The organism is Microbacterium atlanticum (genome assembly GCF_015277815.1).
Classification (GTDB): Bacteria; Actinomycetota; Actinomycetes; order Actinomycetales; family Microbacteriaceae; genus Microbacterium; species Microbacterium atlanticum.
Map to the genome: position 1 here is coordinate 1,985,787 of NZ_CP063813.1, position 24,119 is coordinate 2,009,905.

Annotated in this window: 26 protein-coding genes; 11 read left to right on the plus strand and 15 right to left on the minus strand. The window is 69.8% G+C overall.

Annotation, left to right across the window (positions count from 1 at the left end; genetic code table 11):
• Nucleotides 1–53 precede the first annotated feature (53 nt).
• Complete coding sequence (locus IR212_RS09015; protein WP_194395616.1) at nucleotides 54–1,661, plus strand: sodium-dependent transporter; 1,608 nt, start codon at nucleotides 54–56, stop codon at nucleotides 1,659–1,661.
• A complete protein-coding gene (locus IR212_RS09020; RefSeq protein WP_194395617.1) occupies nucleotides 1,658–1,831 on the plus strand; it encodes a methionine/alanine import family NSS transporter small subunit in 174 nt (57 codons plus the stop codon). The genes IR212_RS09015 and IR212_RS09020 overlap by 4 nt, the downstream gene beginning before the upstream one ends.
• A 35-nt stretch (nucleotides 1,832–1,866) precedes the next feature.
• On the opposite strand, the gene IR212_RS09025 is transcribed toward IR212_RS09020, so the two are convergent.
• From IR212_RS09025 to IR212_RS09035, 3 genes are read right to left on the minus strand one after another with little or no spacing between them, the layout of a single operon-like run.
• The gene (locus IR212_RS09025) at nucleotides 1,867–2,643 is read right to left on the minus strand and encodes an isocitrate lyase/PEP mutase family protein (protein ID WP_194395618.1); all 777 of its coding nucleotides are present in this window, start codon (nucleotides 2,641–2,643) and stop codon (nucleotides 1,867–1,869) included.
• A 40-nt stretch (nucleotides 2,644–2,683) separates the two neighbouring features.
• Nucleotides 2,684–3,100: a YchJ family protein gene (locus IR212_RS09030; protein WP_228479244.1), complete on the minus strand. Its 417-nt coding sequence runs from the start codon at nucleotides 3,098–3,100 to the stop codon at nucleotides 2,684–2,686.
• A 1-nt stretch (nucleotide 3,101) separates the two neighbouring features.
• Nucleotides 3,102–3,467: a TraR/DksA family transcriptional regulator gene (locus IR212_RS09035; protein WP_194395619.1), complete on the minus strand. Its 366-nt coding sequence runs from the start codon at nucleotides 3,465–3,467 to the stop codon at nucleotides 3,102–3,104.
• A gap of 335 nt (nucleotides 3,468–3,802) precedes the next feature.
• Here IR212_RS09035 and IR212_RS09040 point away from each other — a divergent pair, with 335 nt between their 5' ends.
• The 3 genes from IR212_RS09040 (at nucleotide 3,803) to IR212_RS09050 (ending at nucleotide 6,062) form a co-directional block, all read left to right on the plus strand.
• Nucleotides 3,803–4,336, plus strand: a complete 534-nt coding sequence (locus tag IR212_RS09040; RefSeq protein WP_194395620.1) for a hypothetical protein — start codon at nucleotides 3,803–3,805, stop codon at nucleotides 4,334–4,336.
• A gap of 272 nt (nucleotides 4,337–4,608) precedes the next feature.
• The gene (locus IR212_RS09045) at nucleotides 4,609–5,088 is read left to right on the plus strand and encodes a PKD domain-containing protein (RefSeq protein WP_194395621.1); all 480 of its coding nucleotides are present in this window, start codon (nucleotides 4,609–4,611) and stop codon (nucleotides 5,086–5,088) included.
• Nucleotides 5,089–5,138: 50 nt separating this feature from the next.
• Nucleotides 5,139–6,062, plus strand: a complete 924-nt coding sequence (locus IR212_RS09050) for a 5'-3' exonuclease (protein WP_194395622.1) — start codon at nucleotides 5,139–5,141, stop codon at nucleotides 6,060–6,062.
• Here the strand turns inward: IR212_RS09050 and IR212_RS09055 are convergent, their stop codons facing one another.
• The 3 genes from IR212_RS09055 to trpD all read right to left on the minus strand — a co-directional run bounded on the left by IR212_RS09055 (nucleotide 6,063) and on the right by trpD (nucleotide 8,720).
• On the minus strand, nucleotides 6,063–7,058 hold the full coding sequence (locus tag IR212_RS09055; RefSeq protein WP_194395623.1) for a PHP domain-containing protein: 996 nt from the start codon (nucleotides 7,056–7,058) through the stop codon (nucleotides 6,063–6,065). It abuts the gene before it with no gap.
• Between the two features lie 15 nt (nucleotides 7,059–7,073).
• The gene (locus tag IR212_RS09060) at nucleotides 7,074–7,562 is read right to left on the minus strand and encodes an aromatic ring-opening dioxygenase LigA (RefSeq protein ID WP_194395624.1); all 489 of its coding nucleotides are present in this window, start codon (nucleotides 7,560–7,562) and stop codon (nucleotides 7,074–7,076) included.
• Between the two features lie 96 nt (nucleotides 7,563–7,658).
• Nucleotides 7,659–8,720, minus strand: coding sequence for an anthranilate phosphoribosyltransferase (gene trpD / locus IR212_RS09065; protein WP_194395625.1), 1,062 nt, complete (start codon nucleotides 8,718–8,720; stop codon nucleotides 7,659–7,661).
• 187 nt (nucleotides 8,721–8,907) lie between these two features.
• Between trpD and ctaE the strand changes: the two genes are divergently transcribed.
• The 5 genes from ctaE (at nucleotide 8,908) to IR212_RS09090 (ending at nucleotide 13,970) form a co-directional block, all read left to right on the plus strand.
• A complete protein-coding gene (ctaE, locus tag IR212_RS09070; RefSeq protein WP_194395626.1) occupies nucleotides 8,908–9,549 on the plus strand; it encodes an aa3-type cytochrome oxidase subunit III in 642 nt (213 codons plus the stop codon).
• A 20-nt stretch (nucleotides 9,550–9,569) separates the two neighbouring features.
• Entirely contained in the window at nucleotides 9,570–10,373 is an 804-nt protein-coding gene (gene qcrC / locus IR212_RS09075; RefSeq protein ID WP_194398610.1) for a cytochrome bc1 complex diheme cytochrome c subunit, read from the plus strand.
• A 37-nt stretch (nucleotides 10,374–10,410) separates the two neighbouring features.
• Nucleotides 10,411–11,490, plus strand: coding sequence for a cytochrome bc1 complex Rieske iron-sulfur subunit (gene qcrA / locus IR212_RS09080; protein ID WP_194395627.1), 1,080 nt, complete (start codon nucleotides 10,411–10,413; stop codon nucleotides 11,488–11,490).
• 56 nt (nucleotides 11,491–11,546) lie between these two features.
• On the plus strand, nucleotides 11,547–13,346 hold the full coding sequence (qcrB, locus tag IR212_RS09085) for a cytochrome bc1 complex cytochrome b subunit (protein WP_194398611.1): 1,800 nt from the start codon (nucleotides 11,547–11,549) through the stop codon (nucleotides 13,344–13,346).
• A gap of 204 nt (nucleotides 13,347–13,550) precedes the next feature.
• Nucleotides 13,551–13,970 (plus strand): rhodanese-like domain-containing protein, encoded by a 420-nt coding sequence (locus IR212_RS09090; protein ID WP_194395628.1) that lies wholly within the window; start codon nucleotides 13,551–13,553, stop codon nucleotides 13,968–13,970.
• 91 nt (nucleotides 13,971–14,061) lie between these two features.
• On the opposite strand, the gene IR212_RS09095 is transcribed toward IR212_RS09090, so the two are convergent.
• The 5 genes from IR212_RS09095 to IR212_RS09115 form a co-directional block, all read right to left on the minus strand.
• Nucleotides 14,062–14,526 carry a cytochrome c oxidase subunit 4 gene (locus tag IR212_RS09095; RefSeq protein WP_194395629.1) on the minus strand — a complete coding sequence of 155 codons (465 nt, stop codon included), beginning with the start codon at nucleotides 14,524–14,526 and terminating at the stop codon, nucleotides 14,062–14,064.
• Nucleotides 14,527–16,290, minus strand: a complete 1,764-nt coding sequence (ctaD, locus tag IR212_RS09100) for an aa3-type cytochrome oxidase subunit I (RefSeq protein WP_194395630.1) — start codon at nucleotides 16,288–16,290, stop codon at nucleotides 14,527–14,529.
• Nucleotides 16,291–16,292: 2 nt separating this feature from the next.
• Nucleotides 16,293–17,189, minus strand: coding sequence for an aa3-type cytochrome oxidase subunit II (gene ctaC, locus IR212_RS09105; RefSeq protein WP_194395631.1), 897 nt, complete (start codon nucleotides 17,187–17,189; stop codon nucleotides 16,293–16,295).
• Nucleotides 17,190–17,371: 182 nt separating this feature from the next.
• A complete protein-coding gene (gene erpA / locus IR212_RS09110) occupies nucleotides 17,372–17,737 on the minus strand; it encodes an iron-sulfur cluster insertion protein ErpA (RefSeq protein WP_194395632.1) in 366 nt (121 codons plus the stop codon).
• 106 nt (nucleotides 17,738–17,843) lie between these two features.
• On the minus strand, nucleotides 17,844–19,247 hold the full coding sequence (locus tag IR212_RS09115) for a dipeptidase (protein WP_194395633.1): 1,404 nt from the start codon (nucleotides 19,245–19,247) through the stop codon (nucleotides 17,844–17,846).
• A 48-nt stretch (nucleotides 19,248–19,295) separates the two neighbouring features.
• Here IR212_RS09115 and IR212_RS09120 point away from each other — a divergent pair, with 48 nt between their 5' ends.
• Nucleotides 19,296–19,877, plus strand: a complete 582-nt coding sequence (locus tag IR212_RS09120; protein WP_194395634.1) for a DUF3043 domain-containing protein — start codon at nucleotides 19,296–19,298, stop codon at nucleotides 19,875–19,877.
• A gap of 9 nt (nucleotides 19,878–19,886) precedes the next feature.
• Here IR212_RS09120 and IR212_RS09125 read toward each other — a convergent pair whose 3' ends face one another.
• The 4 genes from IR212_RS09125 to IR212_RS17075 all read right to left on the minus strand — a co-directional run bounded on the left by IR212_RS09125 (nucleotide 19,887) and on the right by IR212_RS17075 (nucleotide 24,072).
• The gene (locus tag IR212_RS09125) at nucleotides 19,887–20,915 is read right to left on the minus strand and encodes a quinone-dependent dihydroorotate dehydrogenase (RefSeq protein WP_194395635.1); all 1,029 of its coding nucleotides are present in this window, start codon (nucleotides 20,913–20,915) and stop codon (nucleotides 19,887–19,889) included.
• Between the two features lie 97 nt (nucleotides 20,916–21,012).
• A complete protein-coding gene (gene nrdR / locus IR212_RS09130) occupies nucleotides 21,013–21,501 on the minus strand; it encodes a transcriptional regulator NrdR (protein WP_194395636.1) in 489 nt (162 codons plus the stop codon).
• A 12-nt stretch (nucleotides 21,502–21,513) separates the two neighbouring features.
• Nucleotides 21,514–22,851, minus strand: a complete 1,338-nt coding sequence (gene hisD / locus IR212_RS09135; RefSeq protein WP_194395637.1) for a histidinol dehydrogenase — start codon at nucleotides 22,849–22,851, stop codon at nucleotides 21,514–21,516.
• Nucleotides 22,852–22,962: 111 nt separating this feature from the next.
• Nucleotides 22,963–24,072, minus strand: coding sequence for a hypothetical protein (locus IR212_RS17075; RefSeq protein ID WP_228479245.1), 1,110 nt, complete (start codon nucleotides 24,070–24,072; stop codon nucleotides 22,963–22,965).
• Nucleotides 24,073–24,119 lie beyond the last annotated feature (47 nt).

A 24,119-nucleotide genomic window follows, 5' to 3' on the forward strand; every position in this document is an offset into this window, starting at 1 on the left:
GGCCGGAGCGGCACCGGGCTGGTACGGTGCAGAACCGACGGAGGGACGACGACGTGACCGCAGCGAACACCGGCCCCACAGGCGCCACGACGACCCCGCCCAGACGCGAGGAATGGACCGGCCAGGTCGGCTTCATCCTCTCCGCCATCGGCTCGGCGGTCGGTCTCGGCAACATCTGGCGCTTCCCGGGCGTCGCGTACGAGAACGGCGGCGGGGCGTTCCTGATCCCCTACCTCGTCGCCCTGCTGACCGCGGGCATCCCGATCCTGTTCCTGGACTACGCGCTCGGTCACCGCTTCCGGGGCGCCGCGCCGACCGCCTTCCGGCGCGTCGGGCGCACGGTGGGACGATGGACGGAGTCGCTCGGCTGGTTCCAGGTCGCGATCGCCTTCGTCATCGGCCTCTACTACACGGCCGTCATCGCGTGGGCGCTCAGCTACTTCGTCTTCTCGTTCGACCTGCGCTGGGGCGATGACCCGGCGGGCTTCCTGACCGGCGAGTACCTCAAGGTGGGCGAGCCGGGGCTCAGCCTCGAGTTCGTGCCGGGCGTCCTGATCCCCCTCGCGATCGTCTGGATCGCGGCGATCGCCGTGCTCGCCGCGGGCGTGGCCAAGGGTCTGCAGCGGGTGAACGTCGTCTTCCTGCCGCTCCTGGTGGTCGCGTTCCTCGTCCTCGTCGTGCGCGCGCTGTTCCTCGACGGCGCGGCGGAAGGACTCAACGCCCTCTTCACGCCGAACTGGGCGGCGTTGGCGGATCCCGACGTGTGGATCGCGGCGTACAGCCAGATCTTCTTCTCGCTGTCGATCGCCTTCGGCATCATGATCACCTACGCCTCGTATCGCCGGCGCAAGGCCAACCTGACGGGGCCGGGTCTTGTGGTGGCGTTCGCCAACTCGTCCTTCGAGGTGCTGGCCGGCATCGGCGTCTTCGCCACCCTCGGGTTCTTCGCGTTTCAGCAGAACGTCGCGGTGTCGGAGCTCGAGGGCCTGACGGGAGTCGGACTCTCGTTCATCACCTTCCCCGCGATCGTGTCTCAGATGCCCGGCGGCCCGCTGTTCGGCTGCCTCTTCTTCGGATCGCTGACGCTCGCGGGCTTCACATCGCTGATCTCGGTGCTGCAGGTGGTCTCGGCCGCGATCCAGGAGAAGTTCGGCCTGTCGACGCGCGCCGCCGCTATCGGTGTGGGCGTCCTGTCGGCCGTGCTGTCCATCCTCTTCTTCTCGACGACGACCGGGCTGCTCGCCCTGGACGTCACCGACCAGTGGGCGAACAACATCGGGATCGTGGCATCCGCCGTCCTCACCACCATCCTCGTGATCTGGGTGCTCCGCCGCGGTCCCGAGCTGCGGTTCCACCTCAACGCCGTCTCGACGTTCAAGGTGGGCAAGGTTTGGATCGCGCTGGTGGGCGTGCTCGCACCCGTCGTGCTGGGCTACATGCTCATCTCACGCATCGTCACGCTCGGGGTGGAGGGGTACGCGGATCTGCCCGAGTGGTATCTCCTCGTCTTCGGCTGGGGAACGATCCTGTTCATCGTCGTGGCGGCGATCGCGGTGACGGCGCTGCGGTGGCGGCAGTCGCCGGATGACTTCACCGCCTGGCCCGACTATCCGACGCCGCGCGCAGGCGGCGCGGTGCGCACCGAGAAGGAGTCGTCATGACACCGGTGGCGATCACCTTCCTCGTCCTGGCCATCGTGGTGGTGTGGGGCGGCCTCGTCGCGAGCGCCCTCTACCTGCGCCGTCGACCCGAGCTCAGCGACAGCGACTACCCCGCGGGCGCGCCGGACGACCACCGCGAAGACCGCGCTCCGCTCGAGCACGACACCTGACGGCGGCGCGGGCGCCGCCGTCAGGTCACGACAGGTCAGTTCAGGGCGCGCGTCGAGGCCGGGATGACGCCGCCGCGGTAGAGCTCGGCTGCGGTGTCCTGCAGCGCCGTCAGCGCGACGCGCTGCGTCATCGGGCCGTACGAGATACGGGCGACCCCGAGCGCCCCGTACTCGGTGGACGACAGGGCGCCGGGCAGGCCGATCACACTGATGCGACGCTCGCCGATGCCCGCCACCAGTTCGCCCGTCATCTCGGCGTTCAGAACGCCGGGCACGAACACGAGGTCGGCGCCCGCGTCGAGGTACGCCCGTCCGCGCTCGATGGCGTCGGCGATCGACTCCCCGACGGGCCGGTCCTTGGCCCGCACGAGAGCGTCGGTGCGGGCGTTGAGAACGAACGGGACGCCTTCGGACTCGCCCGCCTTGACGATCGCCCTGACCGCTGCGACGGCTTCGTCGAGCGGCCGCAAGCGGTCCTCCACATTCGCGCCGACGACGCCGGCGCCGATCGCGCGGCGGACGGTCTCGCCTGCATCGTCGTAGCCGGCGTCCAGGTCGGCGCTGACCGGCAGATCACCGGCTGCCTCGACGATGCGGGCGAGCATGTCCAGCGACAGGTCCAGCGGGATGGTGCCGTCGGCATAGCCGAAGGTCGCGGCGATCGAGTGCCCGGCGGTGGCGATCGCCCGGGTCTCGGGGAGGGCCGCGACGGCGCGGGTCGACACGGCGTCCCACACGTTCACGACGCGCAGGATCTCGGGCGCGGCGTGCAGGTGGGCAAGGATCTGTGCCTTCTCGGCCTGAGTGGTCATGCAACTCACGCTATCGGCGCCCGCGCACGGGCCGGGCCTCTCAGGGCGGATCGATGCGGCCGTCCAGGTACCACCACCGCCCGCTCTGCCTGACGAAGCGGCTCCGCTCGTGCAGCACGCCGCGCTCCCGGCCGGATCGCCAGCCGGCGCGGAACTCCACGATGCCGCGCGCGTCCTCCTCGCCTCCCGCGTCCACCTCGAGGATCTCCAGGCCCGTCCAACGCTGCGCCGGATCGAGGGTCAGATCCGCCGGGCAGGTTCCCGGATGCCACGTGCCGGCGAGGTACCGCTCGTCGCCGACGACGAAGGCGGTGTAGCGGGAGCGCATCAGCCGCTCGGCGGTCGGCGCCGGAGTTCCGCGCAGCAGCGGGGCGCAGCATCCGCCGAACCGCTCGCCGCTGCCGCACGGGCAGCGGTCCGCATCGGCCACGCGGGGGAAGCCGGAGTCCGGCGACACGTCACGCTCCGGCCTTCTGGGCGCACGAGACGCACCGGGTCGCGAAGGGCCGCGCACGCAGGCGGGCGATCGGGATGCCTCGCCCGCAGTCGGAGCACACGCCGTAGGTGCCCGCCTCCCAGCGCCTGACCGCCTCGTCGATCTCGGCGATCTCACGGCGGGCACCCTCGGCGAGCCCCACCGTGCGGGCCCACTCCCCCGACAGTGTGACGCCGTCTGGGTCGTGCTCGTCGTCGGCGACGTCGGTGCCGCGGTCGGCGCGCAGCCCGGCGAGCGTGTCGTCCAGCATCGCCAGACGCGTCGTCGCCGCGTCATGCAGCTCGTCCAGCAGCGCTCGCAACTCGAGCCGGCTCGCGGCGGTCGTCATCGCACGAGGATACGCCCGGATGCCGCGGCAGCTGTGGCGGCATGCCGTGTGGCATCGCGGCCACATCGTGCGGTGATTGCACGGCGCAGCCATGGCCGGCTCACAGGCGGGGTTGCGATGATTGATCAGTACGCCGGAAGGGACTGTTCAGTCCTGTCCGGTGCACCGAACGGCGATGCGTCCTTCGTACGGGAGCCCTGTACCCCCCAGCACGGACTCCCGTGGACCCGCCCGAAGCCGGCGATCCGAGCCCCCGTCGAGATCGCCGGCTTCCTCCGCCTGCGGGTGTGGATAACTCCCGAGCCTCACCGGGCGCCGCGATTAGCGTGGGTGTCGTGAGGAACCGCGGGGTCGCAGCCATCGGGATCGCGCTCGTGCTCGCCCTCTCGGGGTGCTCGACGCCCGAGCCTCCCGCTCCGACTCCCACCGCAGCCTTCGCGAGTGAGGAAGAGGCGTTCGCCGCCGCGGAGGCGACGTACCGCGCGTACGTCGACGCACTGAACGCGGTCGACCTGAGCGACCCCGAGACGTTCGAGGGCGTTTACGAGTGGACGACGGGCGAGGCGAACGCCTCCGATCGAAAGAGCCTGTCGAGCTTTCACGCTGACGGAGTCACCGTTGTTGGTGAGTCTGTCGTCACCCGGTTGGAACTCGCAGCGTATGAGCCAATGAAGAGCGAGGTGTCCCTGGACGTATGTGTGGACGTGTCGTCGGTCGATCTGCTGGACGCGAGCGGTCAATCTATAGTCGACAGCACTCGGCCAGACATGCAGCGCACAACGGTGTCGCTAGTCCATGAGCCCAACGCACCCCGCAGCTTGCTTATCGAAGACATCAGCGCCCGGCAGGACGGGCCTCCATGCAGTTGACGACGACACTTCTCGCCTTCGCGTTGTTGGCCGCTCCCTCCGGGGAGACCCCGCCCCCGTCTGGAGGGGCAGGTGGCTGGCAAACTGCCTATGTTGCCGAAGGCGGCTCCCAGCTCGACGTTGCTAGCGGGCGGGTTGAACCGGGGTCGCGTCCGGCGGACCGCAGCAGACCAAACTCCGGTGGGGAGGGGTCCGCCCCCGCCCCCGCTCCCCCCGAGGACTGCGGGCCGCTCAACCGGTGCATCGAGTACACCGTCGTCGGGTTCCCCGACGTGACCCTCGCCGACATCGCCTCCTTCCGTCCGGCGTCGCCGACGCTCGGCGGCGAGCCGGCCGGCTTCGGCGTCGTCGGCATGCCGACGAACCTGGTGGCGACGGCATCCGAGGAGCGCATCCCGGGGACGGTGCTCGGCTGGGACGTGACGGTGCGGTTCGTGCCGACGGCCTACATCTTCGACCACGGCGACGGCACCAGCAGCCGCACCTCCACCGGCGGCACGACGTGGGCGGCGCTCGGTCAGGGGCAGTTCACGCCCACCCCGACGAGCCACGTGTACCGCGAGCGGGGCACGTATGCGGTGTCGGTGACGGTCGAGTACGCGGCATCCGTCGACTTCGGCAACGGCGCGTGGCGCAGTGTGCCGGGGGTCGTCCGGGCCGAGGGGCCGGGCTACGGCGTCCGCGTGGTGGAGGTGCGCACCGCACTGGTCGATCGCACGTGCGCGGAGGACCCGTCGGGCCCAGGCTGCTGAACACCGGCAGACCGAAGGTGCGCGTCGGCGCCGCGTGCCAGGATGAACGCGTGACCGAACGCCTGATGCTGCTGGACTCCGCTTCGCTGTACTTCCGAGCGTTCTACGGCGTCCCCGACACCGTGCGGGCCCCCGACGGGACTCCGGTGAACGCGGTGCGAGGCTTCCTCGACATCATCACGCGGCTCGTCACCACGTACCGTCCCTCCCATCTCGTCGCGTGCTGGGACGACGACTGGCGACCGCAGTGGCGGGTCGACCTGATCCCGACGTACAAGACCCACCGGGTCGCGGAGGTCGTCGCGCACGGCCCCGACGTCGAGGTCGTGCCCGACCCGCTCGAGGTGCAGGTGCCGGTCATCCGCGAGGCGCTCGACACCCTCGGCATCCGGATCGTCGGCGCGACTGAGCACGAGGCCGACGACGTGATCGGCACGCTGGCGACGACCGCCACCATGCCCGTCGACATCGTCACCGGCGACCGCGACCTGTTCCAGCTCGTCGACGACGCGCGCGGCGTGCGGGTGATCTACACCGCCCGGGGCATGAGCAACCTCGAAGTGCTGACCGACGCGTCGGTCGTCGCGAAGTACGGCGTCCTGCCCTCGCAGTACGCCGACTACGCGACGCTGCGGGGCGACTCGTCGGACGGGCTGCCGGGCGTCGCCGGAATCGGGGAGAAGACGGCGGCCGGGCTGCTCGCGACCCACGGCGATCTCGTCGGCATCATCGCGGCGGCGCAGGCCGGCGACGGCATGTCGGCGGGCGTCCGGTCCAAGGTGCTGTCCGGACTCCCCTATCTGACGGTCGCACCGCAGGTCGTCGCTGTCGTCCGCGACCTGCCGCTCCAGGTGCCCGACCACCGGCTGCGACCACTCGACGAGGATGCGAAGGCGGATGCCGCGGCGCTGGCGGAGCGGTGGGCGCTCTCGAGCGCGATGACCCGCATCGTCGATGCGCTCGACGCGCTGTAGTCAGCGCGCGCGGCGCGTCCACGCCTGCAGCTTGTCCAGCGGCCACGTCGTGACGATGCGCTCGGCCGGCACCCCCAGGCGCTCCGCCCGCTCGGCGCCGTAGTCCAGCAGCGAGAGCTGTCCGGGCGCATGCGCGTCGGAGTCGATGGAGAAGAGGCATCCGATCTCCAGCGCCAGCGTCATGAGCTCGTCGGGCGGGTCCTGCCGCTCGGGACGCGAGTTGATCTCCACCGCGACGCCGTGCTCGGCGCACGCCTCGAACACCGCGCGCGCGTCGAACGTCGACGGCGGCCGCGTGCCGCGGGACCCTTCGACGAGCCGCCCGGTCACATGCCCGAGCACATCGACGTGCCGGGTGCGCGCCGCAGCGACCAGCCGGCGCGTCATGGGTCCGCGCTCCATGCGCAGCTTGGAGTGGGCCGACGCGACCACGACATCGAGTTCGTCGAGCAGCTCCGGCTGCTGATCGAGCGCACCGTCCTCGAGGATGTCGACCTCGATGCCTGACAGCAGCGTGAATCCGTCGCCGCTCATGCCCGCGACGACCTCGAGCTGCGCCCGCAGCCGCTCGGGCGAAAGCCCGTTCGCGACGCGGAGGCGGGGTGAATGGTCGGTCAGCGCGAGGTACTCGTGTCCGAGCGCGCGCGCGGCGTCCACCATGAGGTCGATCGAGGTCAGGCCGTCCGACCAGTCGCTGTGCGAGTGGAGGTCGCCGCGCAGCAGCGGCCGCAGCGTCGAGGTCCGCTGCACACCCGCCCGTTCACGCAGGTCGACGAGGTAGCCCGGCACCTCGCCCGAGAGCGCCTGCTGGATGACCGCGAAGGTGGAGTCACCGATGCCCTTGCGCCGGCGCAGCGTCGCGGCATCCCGCAGCTCCGCGTCGCTGAGCCCTGCGATCGCATCGGCCGCGGCCCGGAACGCCTTCGACTTGTACCGCGACGAACGCTCCCGCTCGAGGAGCGTGGCGATCTCGACGAGCGCGTCGTGCGGATTCACGCGCGGTGGCGAGCGTCAGACGACATTCGCGCGCCGGATGACGACCGGCACGCTCGCGAGGCGATGGATGGCCCACCCGAAGAGGATGGCGAGCACGCCCATGCCGGCCGCGAAGAGCGCGACGCCGTACGCGACGACGGAGGTGAACAGCGATGCCCGCAGGAACGATGCCTGCATGACCGTCGCCCGCACCGGGTCGTCCTGATCGAGCTCGGCGTACGTCTGGCCGCCGGAGGCTTCGAGCGCGTGCTTGTTGATGATGTCGGCCTGCACGTAGGCGGTGAAGGGTCCCGTGACCTGCTGCCCCTGGAACGCCACCGCGTCGTCGGGGATCGTGATGTTCTCCGCCGTCAGCTGGCTGGTGACGGCGATCCAGGCGATGATCGCGACCACGATCAGAAGGATGCCTCCGACGATCCCGAGGATGCCGACCGCCTTCACCAGCCCGACCTTCTTCTCCGGGGGTTCGATCACGTCGGCGGTGCGGGGCTCTTCCTGACTCATGCTGCCTCCTCGGAACGGCACATCGTGAGCCACACGGTAGCGCCGACGGCGCGGACCGCGGAAGACCACACGCCGGGCAGCGGCGGGGGTCAGAGATCAGGCCGCGAACGACCGCGTCGCCTCGACCCAGCGGTCGAGGGTCGCTGCCGCCGCGCCGGTGTCGATGGCCAGCGCGGCGTCGTCGCGCGCCTCGGCGAGACGTTCCAGGATGGGGCGCTGCACCTGAGTGGCGTCGCGGAAGAGCCGGTACGCCACCATCCCCGCTGCGGCATTGAGAAGCACGATGTCGCGCACCGCGCCCTCCTCGCCGTCGAGCACGCGCCGCACCACACCCGCGTTGTGCACCGGGTCGCCGCCGAGCAGGTCGTCGATGTCTGCCAACGGGATGCCGAGATCGCGGGGGTCGAGGTCGTGCTCGTGGATGTCGCCGCGGCTGACCTCCCACAGCCGGCTGTGACCGGTCGTGGTGAGCTCGTCCAGCCCGTCGTCGCCGCGGAAGACCAGCGCCGTCGCGCCACGCGTGCGGAACACGCCGGTGATGAGGGGCACGCGATCCAGGTGTGCGACGCCGACCGCGTTGGCCTCGGCGCGTGCCGGGTTGCACAGCGGACCGAGGAAGTTGAACACCGTCGGCACGCCGAGCTCGGCGCGCGTCGCGCCGGCATGCCGGAAGCCGGGGTGAAAGGCCGCCGCGAAGGCGAACGTGATGCCGGCGCGCGACAGCGTCTCGGCGACGGCGTCCGGCGAGAGGGTGAGGTCGACGCCGAGCGCGCCGAGCACGTCCGACGATCCCGACGACGAGCTGGCCGCCTTGTTGCCGTGCTTGACGACGGGGATACCGGATGCCGCGGCCACCAGCGCAGACATGGTCGAGACGTTGACGGTGCCGAACCGGTCGCCGCCGGTGCCGACGATGTCGAGCACCGCGGCGTCGACGGGCAGCGGCAAGGCTGCCTCCAGGATCGCGTCGCGGAAGCCGACGATCTCATCGACGGTCTCGCCCTTGGCCCGGAGCGCGACGAGGAATCCGGCCAGCTGCGAGGGCGTGGCGCTTCCCGACATGATCTGCCTCATCGCCCACGTGGACTCCGAGACGCTCAGGTCGCGTCGCTCGAGCAGGGACGTCAGGATCGCCGGCCAGGTGTACAACTCCGCCATAGCGAAGAAGCCTAGCCGGGGCCGCAGATCGCAACCCTTTCGTGACACGGCGTCCCGTCCACGGTGAATCGGGGTCTTCACCTCGCATTCCCGGCGACCTGTCACCGAACTCTTAGGTTCTCCTTAGTTCATCTCCGTCGAAAGAGATGCCCCGCGGTGCGAAACTCTCCCCTCTGGATCGGCCATAATGGGGAGCGTGACGACCTCCACAGCGACCTACTCCCAGGCCATGCGGTCCGTCAAGCGGCCGGATCCGGTCGCTGTCGGCACGATCGTGTGGCTCGGCAGCGAGGTGATGTTCTTCGCGGGACTGTTCGCGATCTACTTCACCCTCCGCAGCACCTCGCCCGATCTGTGGGCCGAGGAGACGCAGCTGCTGAACATCCCGTACGCGACTGTCAACACGATCATCCTCGTGCTGTCGTCGGTCACGTGCCAGATGGGTGTGTTCGCCGCCGAGCGGTTCCAGCCGTACTCGACGAAGAAGCGCGGGTGGCTCGGCTGGGGCATGGTCGAGTGGTTCTGGCTGACGTTCGCGCTCGGCGCGATCTTCGTCTCGGGCCAGGTGTGGGAGTACGCCCAGCTCGTCGCCGAGGGCATGCCGATCACCGCCAACGCCTACGCGTCGGCCTTCTACCTGACCACCGGCTTCCACGCGCTGCACGTCACCGGCGGGCTGATCGCGTTCCTGCTGGTGATCGGCCGCGCCTACGCGGTCAAGAACTTCGGGCGCAAGGAGATGACGTCCTCGATCGTGGTGTCGTACTACTGGCACTTCGTCGACGTCGTCTGGATCGCCCTCTTCCTCGTCATCTACTTCCTCAAGTGAGAGCGGAGCTGAACCCCGACATGGCACGAGAGACCACGCGCCGCTCGAAAGGCCGCCGCAGCCCCTGGGCCGCCGCCGCACTGATCGGCATCGGCCTGCTCATCACCGGAGGCGTCTACGCCGGCGCGTCCGCCGCGATGGCTGCCACGACCCCCGAGACGGCGGTGAACTCCGCACTGACCGTCGAGGACGGCGAGCGGCTGTTCCAGGCCAACTGCGCCACGTGCCACGGGCTCGACGTGCAGGGCACCGAGGACGGCCCGTCGCTCTACGGCGTCGGCGAGCTCGCGGTGCACTTCCAGATGAGCACCGGCCGCATGCCGCTGCAGATGCAGGGGCCGCAGGCTCCGCAGAAGCCGGTGCAGTTCACCGACGAGCAGATCGCGGCGATCGGCGCGTACGTCCAGTCGATCGCCCCCGGCCCCACCTACCCCGACGAAGAGGTCCTGGATGGCCAGGGCGACGTGAGCGAGGGCGGCGAGCTCTTCCGCATCAACTGCGCGATGTGCCACAACGTCGCCGGCGCGGGCGGCGCGCTGACGGAGGGCAAGTACGCCCCCGCCCTGCACACCACGACCCCCCTCAACATGTACGCGGCCATGGTCACCGGTCCGCAGAACATGCCGGTGTTCAACGACATGACGCTGACCACCGAAGAGAAGCGCGACATCATCACGTACCTGCTCTACCTGCAGGACGAGCCGTCGCCCGGGGGCTTCACGCTCGGCTCACTCGGTCCCGTATCCGAGGGCCTGTTCATCTGGATCTTCGGCATCGGCTCGCTGATCGCCCTCACCGTGTGGATCACGGCGAAGTCCAACTGATAGTCGAACGCAAGACGCAATACTGACGAGGAGCAGCATGGCCCACGAGGACGACCCGCTCGAGCACGAGAGGGCTTCCTGGAAGCCCTCCCCCGGGCTCGCCGTGGCGGTCACCGACCCGGTGCGCAACCCGGAGCTCCCTCCGCATCGCGAGCGGATGACCGACAAGGACCCCGTCGCGATGCGGCGGGCCGTGCGCACGGTCTACACGCTCTTCTACCTGTCGATCGCCGGCAGCATCTGGGCCATCGCCGCCTACATGCTCTTCCCGATCGAGAGCGGCCGGATGGCCGACATCCGCGCCAACAACCTCTTCATCGGTCTCGGCATCGGCCTCGCGCTTCTCGCGATCGGCATCGCGGTCATCCACTGGTCGAAGGCCGTGATGTCCGACAAGGAGTTCATCGAGCCCCGCCACGCGACCCGCGGACGCGACACGACGCGTCAGGCGGCGATCAAGGCCTTCGCCGACGCGAACGAGGAGTCCGGGTTCGGCCGTCGCACGATGATCCGGAACGGTCTCTTCGCGGCGCTCGCGGCCTCGATCGTGCCCGGCGTGGTCCTGTTCCGCGGTCTGGCGCCCTTCAACACCCCCGAGAACCCGCACGCGGGCGATCCGGTCTTCCTCCTCGAGCACACCATGTGGGAAGAGGGCATGCGCCTCGCGCACGACCCGACCGGAGAGCCCATCCGTGCCGCGGACCTCACGCTCGGCTCCGCCGTCCACGTGATCCCCGAGCCTCTCGCCGAGCTCTCGCACGAGGAGGGCTACCTCGAGGAGAAGGCCAAGGCTCTCGTGCTGCTGGTCCGTCTGCTCCCCGAGCAGCTCATCGAGACCGACGAGCGCAAGGACTGGTCGTACAACGGCATCGTCGCGTACTCCAAGGTCTGCACGCACGTCGGCTGCCCTGTCGCTCTGTACGAGCAGCAGACGCACCACCTGCTGTGCCCCTGCCACCAGTCGCAGTTCGACGTCACCGACCAGGCCAAGGTCATCTTCGGCCCGGCCGCGCGTCCGCTGCCTCAGCTGCCCATCACCGTCGATGACGAGGGCTACCTCGTCGCGCGGAGCGACTTCACCGAGCCCGTCGGTCCGAGCTTCTGGGAGCGTCATTGAGTACCACTCACCCCACCGAGAACGTCACTCGGGAGCCGGCGGTCTCACCCGGGCCGCTGCCGCCGCGTGACAAGCCGCTGGGCGGCCGCTTCATCGGCGCGACCGCCAACTACATCGACGAGCGCACGAGCCTTTCCGGTTTCGTCAAGGAGCTCGGCCGCAAGATCTTCCCCGACCACTGGTCGTTCATGCTGGGCGAGATCGCGATGTGGGCCTTCGTCGTCGTGCTCCTGTCGGGCACGTTCCTGACGTTCTTCTTCCAGGCGTCGATGACCGAGACGCACTACAACGGCGCCTACCTCCCGATGCGCGGCATCGAGATGTCGGCGGCGATGGCCTCGACGCTCGAGATCTCCTTCGACCTGCGTGGCGGCCTGCTCGTGCGGCAGATCCACCACTGGGCCGCGCTGGTGTTCATCGCCGGCATCGGCGTGCACATGCTGCGCGTGTTCTTCACCGGCGCGTTCCGCAAGCCGCGTGAGCTCAACTGGGTCATCGGCTTCGTCATGTTCGTCCTCGCGATGGGCGAGGGCTTCACCGGCTACTCGCTCCCCGACGACGTGCTCTCGGGCAACGGCCTGCGCATCATCGACGGCATGATCAAGGGCATCCCGCTGATCGGCACGTGGACCTCGTTCCTGCTGTTCGGCGGCGAGTTCCCGGGCACCGCCATCGTCGGCCGTCTCTACACGCTGCACATCCTGCTGCTGCCCGCGATCCTCGTCGCCCTGCTGGTGGTCCATCTCATGCTGATGGTCATCAACAAGCACACGCAGTTCGCCGGCCCCGCGCGCACGAACAGCAACGTCGTCGGCTACCCGATGATGCCGGTCTACATGTCGAAGATGGGCGGCTTCCTGTTCATCACGTTCGGCGTCATCGTGCTCATCGCCTCGCTGTTCACGATCAACCCGATCTGGAACTACGGCCCGTACGACCCGTCCCCGGTGTCGGCCGGCACCCAGCCCGACTGGTACATCGGATTCGCGGACGGCATGCTGCGCCTCATCCCGCCGGGATGGGAGGTCGTGTTCCTCGACCGCACCTGGTCGTTCAACATCCTCGTTCCGCTGGGCGTCATCGGCGTCTTCCTGCTGCTCGTCATCATCTACCCCTTCATCGAGGCATGGGTGACCGGCGACAAGCGCGAGCACCACATCGCCCAGCGCCCGCGCAACGCGGCCACCCGCACCGCCATCGGCGCCGCCGGTGTGACGTTCTACGCGGTCATGTGGGCGGCGGCGTCGTCCGACATCATCGCCACGCACTTCTGGCTGACCATGGAGGGCGTCATCCACACCCTCCAGGTGCTGCTGATCATCGGCCCGATCATCGCCTACTTCGTCACCAAGCGCATCTGCATCGCGCTGCAGAAGAAGGACCGCGAGATCCTGCTGCACGGCTACGAGTCGGGTCGCATCGTGCGCCTCCCGGGCGGCGAGTACATCGAGGTGCACCAGCCGGTCGACGAGTACGAGCGCTTCCGGCTCGCCGACGTCGACTCGTACGAGCCGCTGGTCGTGCGCCCGAATGCCAAGGGGCGCATCCCGTGGCACGAGAACCTCCGCGCGTCCATCTCGCGCTGGTTCTTCGAGGACCGCCTCACGCCCGTCACGCAGAGCGAGCTCGACGCGGCGGTCGCCCACCAGCAGCACAACCTCGAGCACATCGCCGCCGAAGAGGACCTCGAGTTGCAGGGAGCGCACGAGCGCGCCGGTGTGCCGGACGCCCCGCACAAGCCGATCGACGATGGGCGCAACTCCGAGACGGCTGTGCGCCCCTCGAACGTGATCGTCCCCGAACCGGAGGCCGGCACGAAGCCGCCGCGCAACCGCGAGAAGGAGCGCGACTCGTAGAGCTCGACGCGTCGACCATCGGATGCCTCGGCACGAACTGCAGTTCGTGCCGAGGCATCCGTCGTTTCCCCGCGCGTCGTGCGGGCTGCCGGCGTCGGCCGTCCGAGGGTATCGAAAGATGCCGGGCCGGGAACGGCAGGAATCGCATGTCCTCTGACCGCTGCCCGTCCGGTCGCGCCGCCGACCCTGGCCTAGCGTGGAGCCATGATCGACGCCCTCTCGTATTTCTCCGCCAAGCTCGCCCTCGAGACCGACGCCTCCGACGTGTACGCCGCCCAGAAGGCCGGCGAGCGGTTCACGCTCGTCGACGTGCGCGGTGACGAGGCCTGGAAGCAGGGACGCATCCCCGGCGCTGTCCACGTGCCCTACCGGCAGATCGCCGAGCGTGCTCCGCGCGAGATCGACCCGGCGACTCCGGTCGTGGTCTACTGCTGGAGCCCCGGGTGCAACGCCGGCGCCAAGGGCGCGGTCGAGTTCGCGAAGCTCGGCTACAGCGTCAAGGAGATGATCGGCGGCTACGAGTACTGGGTGCGCGAAGGCCAGCCCGTCGAGAACGCGGAGGGACCGCTCCCCCGGGTCTTCGACTCCCAGGTCATGGTCGTCCGCGCACCGGTCGCGGGGTGACCGGCGACGCGCTGAATGCGAACAGAGAGGGCCCCGTCTGAGACGGGGCCCTCTCCGTTCGTGCGCCCGGCGACGACGCCGCCGCGACGCGTCAGCGCGCGAAGTAGCCGCGGTAGTACTCGTACACCCAGCCGACGATGGCGACGACGAAGACCGCGATGCCGATCGGCATCAGCCACGCACCCACGGCGAGGCCGATCATGCCGAGCGCCGCCGAGAAGGCCAGCACGATCGGCCACCACGACCACGGGCTGAACTCGCCCAGCTCCGGGTCGCCGTCGTCGATGTCGGCCGTCAGGATGTCTTCGGGCAGCTCGCCGCCCTGCGCCTTGTGCACCTTGCCCACGTAGAAGGCGATGAGCGCGGCCATGAAGGCCGTGAACAGCAGCGCGACGCTGCCGACCCACTCGATCGAGAGGGTGATCGTCTCCCACATCTGCTGCCCGCCGGTCGCATTGGTGTCCCAGTGCGACAGCAGGTTCCAGACGGTGTACATCACCGCGACGACGAAGAAGAAGGCAGCCAGCAGCCACCAGAGTCCGGCGTTGGTACGCACTTACTTCACCTCTCCCTCGGCGAGGTCGACGGTCGGGGCTTCGGGAGCGTCCTTCGCCGGACCGACACCCACCGGGATGCCGGCTTCGGGGTGGTTGAGGTCGAACGCGGGACGCTCGCTGCGGATGCGCGGGATCGACGTGAAGTTGTGACGCGGCGGCGGGCACGAGGTGGCCCACTCGAGCGACGCCCCATAGCCCCACGGGTCATTGACGGTGACCTTCGGCGCCTTGCGGGCGGTGATCCACACGTTGAACAGGAACGGGATCATCGAGGCGCCGAGGATGATGGCGCCGATCGTCGAGACCTGGTTCTGCCACGTCCAGCCGTCCGCGTCCGAGTAGTCGGCGTAGCGGCGCACCATGCCGTCCACGCCCAGCCAGTGCTGGATGAGGAAGGTCATGTGGAAGCCGATGAACAGCAGCCAGAAGTGAACGTAGCCGAGGCGCTCGTTCAGCATCTTGCCCGTCCACTTCGGCCACCAGAAGTAGAACCCGGCGAACATCGCGAACACGACCGTGCCGAAGACCACGTAGTGGAAGTGCGCCACGACGAAGTACGAGTCGGACAGGTGGAAGTCCAGCGGCGGCGAGGCGAGGATGACGCCGGTGAGGCCGCCGAACACGAACGACACCAGGAAGCCGAGCGCGAACACCATCGGCGTCTCGAAGGTCACCGAGCCGCGCCACATCGTGCCGATCCAGTTGAAGATCTTCACGCCTGTCGGCACCGCGATGAGCATCGTCATGAGCGCGAAGAACGGCAGCAGCACGCCACCCGTGACGTACATGTGGTGGGCCCACACCGCCACCGACAGCGCTGCGATCGCGATCGTGGCGTACACCAGCGTCTTGTAGCCGAAGATCGGCTTGCGGCTGAAGACCGGGAAGATCTCCGAGACGATGCCGAAGAACGGCAGCGCGATGATGTACACCTCCGGGTGACCGAAGAACCAGAACAGGTGCTGCCAGAGCAGCACACCGCCGTTCTGCGGGTCGTAGATGTGGGCGCCGAGGACGCGGTCGGCCGCGGCGGCGAGGATCGCCGCGGCGAGCACCGGGAACGCCATCAGGATCAGGATGCTGGTGACCAGCGTGTTCCACGAGAAGATCGGCATCCGCCACATGGTCATGCCGGGTGCCCGCATCGTGATGATCGTCGTGATGAAGTTCACCGCGCCGAGGATGGTCCCGAAGCCGCTCATGCCCAGGCCCAGCATCCACAGGTTGCCGCCCGCGCCGGGTGAGAACGACGCGTTCGCGAGCGGCTGGTAGGCGAACCAGCCGAACGACGCGGCGCCCTGGGGGGTCAGGAAGCCGGCGACGGCGATGGTCGAGCCGAAGAGGAACAGCCAGAACGCGAAGGCGTTCAGGCGGGGGAACGCCACGTCGGGGGCGCCGATCTGCAGCGGCAGGATCGCGTTGGCGAAGCCGGCGAACAGCGGCGTCGCGAACATCAGCAGCATGATCGTGCCGTGCATGGTGAACAGCTGGTTGTACTGCTCCTTCGTCGGGATGATCTGCATCCCGGGCTCGAAGAGCTCGGCGCGGATGAGGAGGGCCATCACGCCGCCGAGGAGGAAGAACAGCACCGACGAGATGAGGTAGAGGTAGCCGATCGTCTTGTGGTCGGTGGAGGTGATCCACTTGACGATGATGTTGCCCTTGTCCTCGACGCGGGTGGCGCTGAGCAGAGCGGCCTGACGCGGCGGCAGGGTGGTCGGGCGACCCTGCGTCTTCTCCTGGAGTGGAAGCGTGGTCGCCATGATCAGTTGTCTCCCTCTTCCTCGGATGCCTCGCCCGCTCCCGTGCCCGGGAGGTTCTGGAGGCGATCGTAGGCGTCGTTGATGTCACCGGTCTGGCCGGCGTCGCGAAGCGTCGCGAGGTACTCGTCGTACTCGGCCCCGCTCACGACCTCCACGTTGAACAGCATCATGGAGTGGTACTCGCCGCAGAGCTCGGCGCACTTGCCCGCGTAGGTCCCCTCGCGAGTGGGGGTGAAGGACCAGTAGTTGTCCTTGCCGATGTACATGTCCTTCTTGTACAGGAAGTCGATGATCCAGAACGAGTGGATCACGTCGCGCGACTGGAGCTTGATCTTCACCGTCTGGTCGACGGGCAGGACCAGCGTGGGAAGGTCGCTGATGATGTCGCCGCGCTCATCGGTTTCGGCCTGGACGCCCATCGTCCACACGGTGTCGTCCTCGGACTCGCCGTCGTACTGGAAGTCCCACGACCACTGCTTGCCGATCGCCGTGATCTCGACGTCGGGGTCGTCGTACTGCGTCTCGAGGATCGTCTGGTCGCGCGCGGTGAAGGCGAAGAACCCGATCACGAGGATGAGGGGGACGACCGTGTAGAAGATCTCGATCGGCATGTTGTACCGCAGCTGGACGGGAAGTCCCATCTGCCCCTTGCGGCGCCGGTACGCGATCGCGGCCCATCCCATGAGTCCCCACGTGATGACGCCCACGACGAGCAGCACGATCCACGAGTTGACCCACAGGCCGCTCACCATGTCGGTGCGGTTCGTGGCCGCCTGCCCGTCTTCGGTGAACCCGGGGAGGAAGCCGTTGAGCTCGGTCGGGGTGCATCCGGCGAGGACTGCAGCCGCCGCGATCCCGAGCGGGAGAACGGCCCAGCGGATACGGCGTTTCGAAGGCACGTTGCACCTTTCCGATCACGAACAGGACTCCTGCAAGTCTAGGGCAAGCACCCAGGCCATTCCGGCCATTCGCTCAGGCTGAATCGGCGTCCGGAGACGAAAAAGGCGGGCCCGGGCGCCATAACAGGCGCACCGGACCCGCCGGGTCCAGCTTCGACGATCAGAGGATCGATCGGCCGATCTCAGTGGAAGCTGTCGCCGCACGCGCACGACCCCGCGGCGTTGGGGTTGTCGATGGTGAAGCCCTGCTCCGAGATGGTGTCTTTGAAGTCGATGGTGGCTCCGTCGAGGTACGGGACACTCATGTCGTCGACGATGACCTCGACTCCGTCGAAGTCGACCGTCTTGTCGCCGTCGAGGTAGCGCTCGTCGAAGTAGAGCTGGTAGATCAGGCCGCTGCATCCGCCCGGCTGCACGGCGACGCGCAGGCGCAGGTCGTCGCGTCCTTCCTGCTCGAGCAGGCTCTTCACCTTGCCTGCCGCGGCGTCGGTCAGGAGCACACCGTGGTCGCGGGCGGTCTGCTCGGTCGTCAGTGCGGTGTCGGTCATGGCACTCCTCCGGACGGGCCGCCGAGGCGATCGGCGGCGGGATGCCTCGATTGTACGCGTGCCCGCAGAGAGAAGGCTCCGAGACCCGGCGCTCGGCTCGGTGCCGTCACCCGTCCTGCCCGCCACGGGCGTCGAGCTTCTCCAGCAGCAGCGCCTCGGCGAGCACGGCGTTGCGGAACGTCTCGAGGTGCAGCGACTCGTTCGGGCTGTGCGCCTTGGAATGCGGGTCCTCCACACCGGTGACGAGGATCTGGGCGCCGGGGAACTCGCGCACGAGGTCTGCGATGAACGGGATCGAGCCGCCCACGCCGATGTCGACCGGCTCGACGCCGTAGCCCTCGTGCAGCGCCTCGCGCGCCGCCGCCACGGCCCAGCCGCTCGTGTCGACCAGGAACGGGTCCCCGAAGTCCTGGTCGTTGAACTCCAGCTGCGCGCCGAAGGGCGCGTGCGCGCGCAGGTGCGCCTCGATGGCCGCGTATGCCTCGCGCGCGGGCTGGCCAGGCGCGACGCGCGCGCTGATGACCACCGACACTTCCGGGGCGAGCGTGTTCGATGCGTTCACGACGCTGGGCGCATCGATGCCCGTCACCGTAATCGACGGCTTGTTCCAGATGCGGCCGAGGATTGTCCCGCGGCCGACGGGAGAGACGCCGTCGGGAAGGCCCGCCTCGTCGCGCAGCGTCTCCTCGCTGTACGGCGGGGTGTCGGCATCCCGCTCCTCAAGGCCCTCCACCGCGACAGCGCCGTCGGCGTCCCACAGGCTCGCCAGCAGCTTCACCGTGGCCATCATCGCGTCGGGCACCGCTCCCCCGAACATGCCGGAGTGGGAGGCGTGCTCGAGCGTGCGCACGCGCAGCGTGAAGCGGGTGTTGCCGCGCAGCGAGACCGTGAGGGCGGGCGTCCTGTCGTCCCAGTTGCCGGAGTCCGCCACGACGATCACATCCGCGCGGAGGGCGTCGGCGTTGTCGGCAAGGAACTGCGCGAACGAGCGCGAGCCCGCCTCCTCCTCGCCCTCGAAGAAGAGGACGACCCCGAGGTCGAAGTCCTCCCCGACGGCCGCCTTCAGGGCGCGCAGCGCCGCGATGTGCGCCATCACGCCCGCCTTGTCGTCGGCGGCGCCGCGGCCGTACAGGCGGCCGCCGCGCACCGTCGGCTCGAACGGGCTGGACTCCCACAGCGATTCGTCACCGACCGGCTGCACGTCGTGGTGCGCGTAGAGCAGGATCGTCGGACGGCCGTTGCGCGCCGGGCGCGTCGCGAGCACGGCGGGGTTCCCCTGCTCCCCCGTTTCCGGGACGACTGCCGTGCGGATCTCGACGGTCTCGAACAGCCCGGTGCCGTGCACCAGATCGGCCACGGCTTCAGCGCTGCGCCGCACGGTGGCCGGGTCGAATCCGGGGAACGCGATGGAGGGGATGCGCACCAGTGCCCCGAGATCGGCGAGGGCGGTGGGGATGCCGGAGGCCGCGGCGTCGCGCACAGCATCCTGTCGGGAGAGCTCAGAGGTCATGCGGGTAATCTTAAGTGCACCCCTTCTGACGCACTTCGAGGATGATCCGTGGCCAAGAACTCTGCACCCGTGCCGAACGACGCTCCCTCCGAGGGAACCGTCCTGAACGGCACGCCCGCCGGCAAGGGCCGCGCCACGCCGTCCCGCGCCGAGCGGGAGGCGGCGCGCAAGCGGCCGCTCGTGCCCGACACGAAGGAGGCGAAGGCGCGGGCGCGCGCCGATCTCGCCGCGCAGCGCGAGAAGGCCCGCCTCGGCATGGCCGCCGGCGACCCCCGCTACCTTCCGGCTCGCGACCAGGGTCCGCAGCGCAAGTTCGTCCGCGACTGGGTCGACGCCGGGTGGCACCTCGGTGAGGCGGTGATGCCGGCGATGGTGCTCGTCATCCTCGCGACGTTCCTCCCCATCCCCGCGCTCCAGTACTACGCATTCGTCGGGCTGTGGATCTTCATCTTCTTCGTCATCGGCGACATGGTGATCACCGCCATCTCGGTCAAGCGCGCCGTCAGGAGGAAGTTCGGAGCCGACCGGATGGAGAAGGGTCTCGGCTGGTATGCCGCGATGCGCACCGTGCAGATGCGGTTCCTGCGCCTCCCCAAGCCGCAGGTGAAGCGCGGTCAGAAGCCCGCCTGACCTGCCCGGTCAGCGCTGCGCGCCCGCCAGCCCGCGGTTGATCTGCCGCGCCCAGAGCGGACCCCGGTAGAGGAACGCGGTGTAGCCCTGCACGAGCGTGGCGCCGGCATCCAACCGCTCCCTCACATCGGCGGCGGTCTCGACCCCGCCGACGGAGACGACGCAGAAGTCCGCCGGCACCGCGGAACGCAGCAGCTTCAGCACCTCGAGCGACCGCACCTTGAGCGGGGCGCCCGAAAGTCCCCCGTCACCCGCCGCCACGATCGTCTCCGGGTCCGTCAGGAGGCCGTCCCGCGAGACGGTCGTGTTGGTGGCGATGATCCCGGAGAGCCCCGCGTCGACCGCGAGGCGGGCGATCGCCACGATCTCGTCGTCGGGGAGGTCGGGGGCGATCTTCACCAGCAGCGGCGTCGCGCCGGCCGCCGCGCGCACGGCCTCCAGCAGCGGCCGCAGCGTCTCGACGGCCTGCAGACCGCGCAGCCCGGGCGTGTTCGGCGATGAGACGTTGACCACGAGGTAATCCGCCAGCGGGGCCAGCAGCGTCGCGCTGCGCACGTAGTCGGCGGTGGCATCCGCGACGTCCACGACGCGGCTCTTGCCGATGTTGACACCGATCACGCCGCGGCGCCGACGAGCGCGGATCCGGCGGAGGCGGCCTGCGGCGGCCTCCGCCCCGCGGTTGTTGAAGCCCATGCGGTTGACGACGGCGCGGTCCGGGATCAGCCTGAACAGCCGCGGTCGCGGGTTGCCCTCCTGCGGGATGGCGGTGACCGTGCCCACCTCGACGTGCCCGAAGCCCAGCGCGAGCAGTCCCGCGACGCCGGTGGCGTCCTTGTCGAACCCGGCCGCGACGCCGAACGGCGAGGCGAACGGCAGGCCGAGCGCGCCGGTCGCCAGCTGCGGTGCGGGGCGCGTCAGCGCGCGCGCCGCCCAGGAGAAGGGCGGCACACCCATGACCCGGATGACGCGCATCGCGGCGTGGTGGGCGGTCTCGGGATCCATGCGCGACAGCACGGTGCGGAAGAGGAGGGGATACATCCCCTTCAGGGTATCGGCTGGACCGGGTCGGCCTCGGCGGGACGGAGCGCGGTCACCACCGCGATGGTCGACCCGCGACGGCTGTCGTCGGCGGCGGTCAGTGCTGCGCGGCGGCGCCTTCGTCCGGCGCGTGAGCTCGACCGTGGTCGACGCGGAGCTGCTCGATCGCCGCCTCGAAGTCCTCGAGCGAGTCGAACGCCTGGTAGACGCTCGCGAAGCGCAGGTACGCCACCTCGTCGAGGTCGCGCAGGGGTCCGAGGATGGCCAGCCCGATCTCGTTCGCGTCCAGCTGCGACGCGCCGGTCTGGCGGATGCTCTCCTCAACCGTCTGAGCGAGCACCGCGAGGTCGGCCTCCGTCACCGGACGCCCCTGACATGCCTTCCGCACCCCCGACATGACCTTTTCGCGACTGAACGGTTCGATCACGCCCGAGCGCTTGATCACGTTCAGGCTCGCCGTCTCGACCGTGGTGAATCGGCCGCCGCACTGCGGACACTGCCGGCGGCGACGGATGCTGAGCCCGTCGTCGCTGGTACGCGAGTCGATCACCCGCGAGTCGGCGTGACGGCAGAAGGGGCAGTGCATGGTGCAGACAGCCTACGCCGGGCGACCGGCGGCGGACCCCGCAGCAGGCGGCGCGGTGAACCTCGCCGTGATCGCCTCGCCGTGGGCCGGAAGCGCCTCGGCCTCGGCGAGCGTGACGATCGCGTCGCGGACGGCCGCCAGCGCGTCCCGGTCGTACTGGATCACCTGCTGGGGGCGCAGGAAGGTCGCGGCGGAGAGACCCGCCGAGTAGCGTGCCTGCCCGCCGGTGGGCAGCACGTGGTTGCTGCCGGCGAGATAGTCGCCGAGGCTCACCGGTGAATCGGCACCCACGAACACCGCACCCGCGTGCACGAAGTCCTCCGGCCGCGGATCGGCCAGGTGCAGCTCGAGGTGCTCGGGCGCGTACGCGTTGCTGAAGGCGGTGGCGGCGGCGACGTCGTCGACCAGGACGATGGCGGACTGCGGACCGGCGAGGGCGGCTGCGACGCGCTCCGCGTGCCGGGTGGCCCCTGCCCGCGGCACGATCGAGGCGGCGACGTCGAGGGCGAGGCGCTCCGACGTCGTCACGAGCACGGCGGACGCCTGCTCGTCGTGCTCGGCCTGGCTGATGAGGTCCACCGCGACCAGGTCGGCGTCGGCGCTGTCGTCGGCGACGATGAGGATCTCGGTGGCGCCGGCCTCGGCATCCGTTCCCACCAGGCCCGCGACGGCGCGCTTGGCCGCGGCGACGAAGTTGTTGCCGGGGCCGGTGACGACGTCGACCGGCTCGAGCCCGAGGACGGGGACGCCGTGCGCCAGGGCGCCGATGGCCCCGGCACCGCCCATCGCGTACACCTCCGTCACGCCGAGCAGGCGTGCGGCTCCGAGGATGACGGGGTGGACGCGTCCGCCGAACGCGCGCTGCGGCGGCGAGGCGAGGGCGATCTCGGCGACGCCCGCGACCTGCGCGGGCACCACGTTCATCACGACGCTCGACGGGTAGACGGCTTTTCCGCCGGGGACGTACAGGCCGACGCGGCGGACGGGCTGCCAGCGCTGCGTCACCCGGGCTCCCGGACCCAGCCGGGTGACCGACGGTGCGGGCACCTGAGCGCGGGATGCCTCGCGCACGCGCTGGATGGCCTCCTCCAGCGCCGCCCGCACGGCGGCCGGGAGCGCCTCGAGTGCCTCATCCAGGTGCTCGTCGGGTACCCGCAAATCGTGGCCGGTGACGCCGTCGAAGCGCTCGGCCTGCTCGCGGAGAGCGGCTTCGCCGCGCGCGGCGACGTCGTCCACGATGCGCGCAGCGATGGTGAGCGCCTCCTCGCGCGCGGCAGCCGCACGGGGGACGGTGGCGAGGAGTTCCGCGGGAGACAGCGCGCGTCCCCGCAGGTCGATCGTCCGGAGCATCCTTCTACGGTATCGCGCCGCCGGCGCCCGGTTTCGCGCCGGCGGCGCCCGGTTTCGCGCCACCGGCGCTGGTGTGGCGCGGGTCGCCACGCCGCACCCTCGCGCCCCCGGTCAGCCCCGCGTGACGCCGGAGACGTCGTGCAGGTAGCCGATGCGGCCGTCCTCGTGACGGACCACGAAGGCGTCGCCGCGGTCCTCGATCACGAGCGCCCATGCGGTCGGCCCGATGCGGAACACCGGGATGCCGATCTCGTCGACGACGTCGCGCTCCTCCGGCACGAGCGCCCAGAACGCCTGGCTCTGCGGGGTGGTCGTGGTGGCAGGCTCCACCGTCGAGGACGGGTTCTCGACGTGCTCGAAGGACTCGCGCGACTGCGCCGGCTCGACCACGGTGGGCGTCGCGTGCGCGCCGGCCGCGGCCTCCGTCTCCGGCTCGAGCGGGATCACCGTGGTCGTGGACTCGTCGAAGCGGCCGCGGTCCGACAGCCCGTCGACCTCCTCGTCGCCACCGGGGGCGTACACCGCCGGCTCGGCGTGAGCGGCAGCCGACGGCCGCGTCTCGGCGGGCTCCGTCGCGACGGTGCCGGCGTAGGGCGTGGGGCCGGCGTAGGGTCCCGCCGCCGCCGCGTCGTGGGGCGCGGGCTCCTCCGCGCGGACGGGGCGCTCGACGAGGGGGCGAGGCGTGACGGGACGAACCTGCCGCGCGTTGCGATGTGCCGGAGCTTCGGGCCGGCCGCGGAAGTCCTGCGCGAACGGGGCGATGAACGGCGCGACGACGGTCAGCACCACGCCGGCGAGCATCAGGAAGAACTCCACCCACGCGACCCAGGTCGCCGCGAAGAAACGGACTTCCGCCAGGCTGATGAAGGAGTGCCAGAGGACATTGAGCCACGTCACGGCTGCGATCGAGAAGGCCACGGACGCGAACTGGTCGATGCCGAGCGAGCCCACCCGGCGGATGCCCTGCGGGGAGAGACGGCGCAGCACGATGAGGAAGACAGCCACCGTGGGCAGTCCGATCGCGAGCACCCAGTCGATGCCGTGCGTCCAGACCGAAGGACCTTCACCCAGGTCGCCGATGAAGGGGAAGAACGAGACGACGAACGCCACGAGCCAGGTGCCGACGAGGGCGACCTCACGGATCGAGAACGGCCCGACGCCGTACTGCGGGTCGTCGGCGGCTGTCTCATCGGCCTGGGCGTTGTGGATCTCATCCGTCACGATGTCTGTTCCTTCCGGCGGGCTCGGGCCCGCGTCCAGCCGATTTT

Bases quoted from the DNA above. Each gene is read 5' to 3' on its own strand.
- nrdR (WP_194395636.1), bottom strand. From the start codon at position 21,501: ATGCACTGCCCCTTCTGCCGTCACGCCGACTCGCGGGTGATCGACTCG.
- ctaD (WP_194395630.1), bottom strand. From the start codon at position 16,290: ATGGCGACCACGCTTCCACTCCAGGAGAAGACGCAGGGTCGCCCGACC.
- IR212_RS09125 (WP_194395635.1), bottom strand. From the start codon at position 20,915: ATGTATCCCCTCCTCTTCCGCACCGTGCTGTCGCGCATGGATCCCGAG.
- IR212_RS09115 (WP_194395633.1), bottom strand. From the start codon at position 19,247: ATGACCTCTGAGCTCTCCCGACAGGATGCTGTGCGCGACGCCGCGGCC.
- trpD (WP_194395625.1), bottom strand. From the start codon at position 8,720: ATGGCGGAGTTGTACACCTGGCCGGCGATCCTGACGTCCCTGCTCGAG.
- IR212_RS09020 (WP_194395617.1), top strand. From the start codon at position 1,658: ATGACACCGGTGGCGATCACCTTCCTCGTCCTGGCCATCGTGGTGGTG.
- qcrA (WP_194395627.1), top strand. From the start codon at position 10,411: ATGGCCCACGAGGACGACCCGCTCGAGCACGAGAGGGCTTCCTGGAAG.
- IR212_RS09025 (WP_194395618.1), bottom strand. From the start codon at position 2,643: ATGACCACTCAGGCCGAGAAGGCACAGATCCTTGCCCACCTGCACGCC.
- IR212_RS09060 (WP_194395624.1), bottom strand. From the start codon at position 7,562: ATGAGTCAGGAAGAGCCCCGCACCGCCGACGTGATCGAACCCCCGGAG.
- IR212_RS09035 (WP_194395619.1), bottom strand. From the start codon at position 3,467: ATGACGACCGCCGCGAGCCGGCTCGAGTTGCGAGCGCTGCTGGACGAG.
- erpA (WP_194395632.1), bottom strand. From the start codon at position 17,737: ATGACCGACACCGCACTGACGACCGAGCAGACCGCCCGCGACCACGGT.
- ctaE (WP_194395626.1), top strand. From the start codon at position 8,908: ATGGGGAGCGTGACGACCTCCACAGCGACCTACTCCCAGGCCATGCGG.
- qcrC (WP_194398610.1), top strand. From the start codon at position 9,570: ATGGCACGAGAGACCACGCGCCGCTCGAAAGGCCGCCGCAGCCCCTGG.
- hisD (WP_194395637.1), bottom strand. From the start codon at position 22,851: ATGCTCCGGACGATCGACCTGCGGGGACGCGCGCTGTCTCCCGCGGAA.
- IR212_RS09090 (WP_194395628.1), top strand. From the start codon at position 13,551: ATGATCGACGCCCTCTCGTATTTCTCCGCCAAGCTCGCCCTCGAGACC.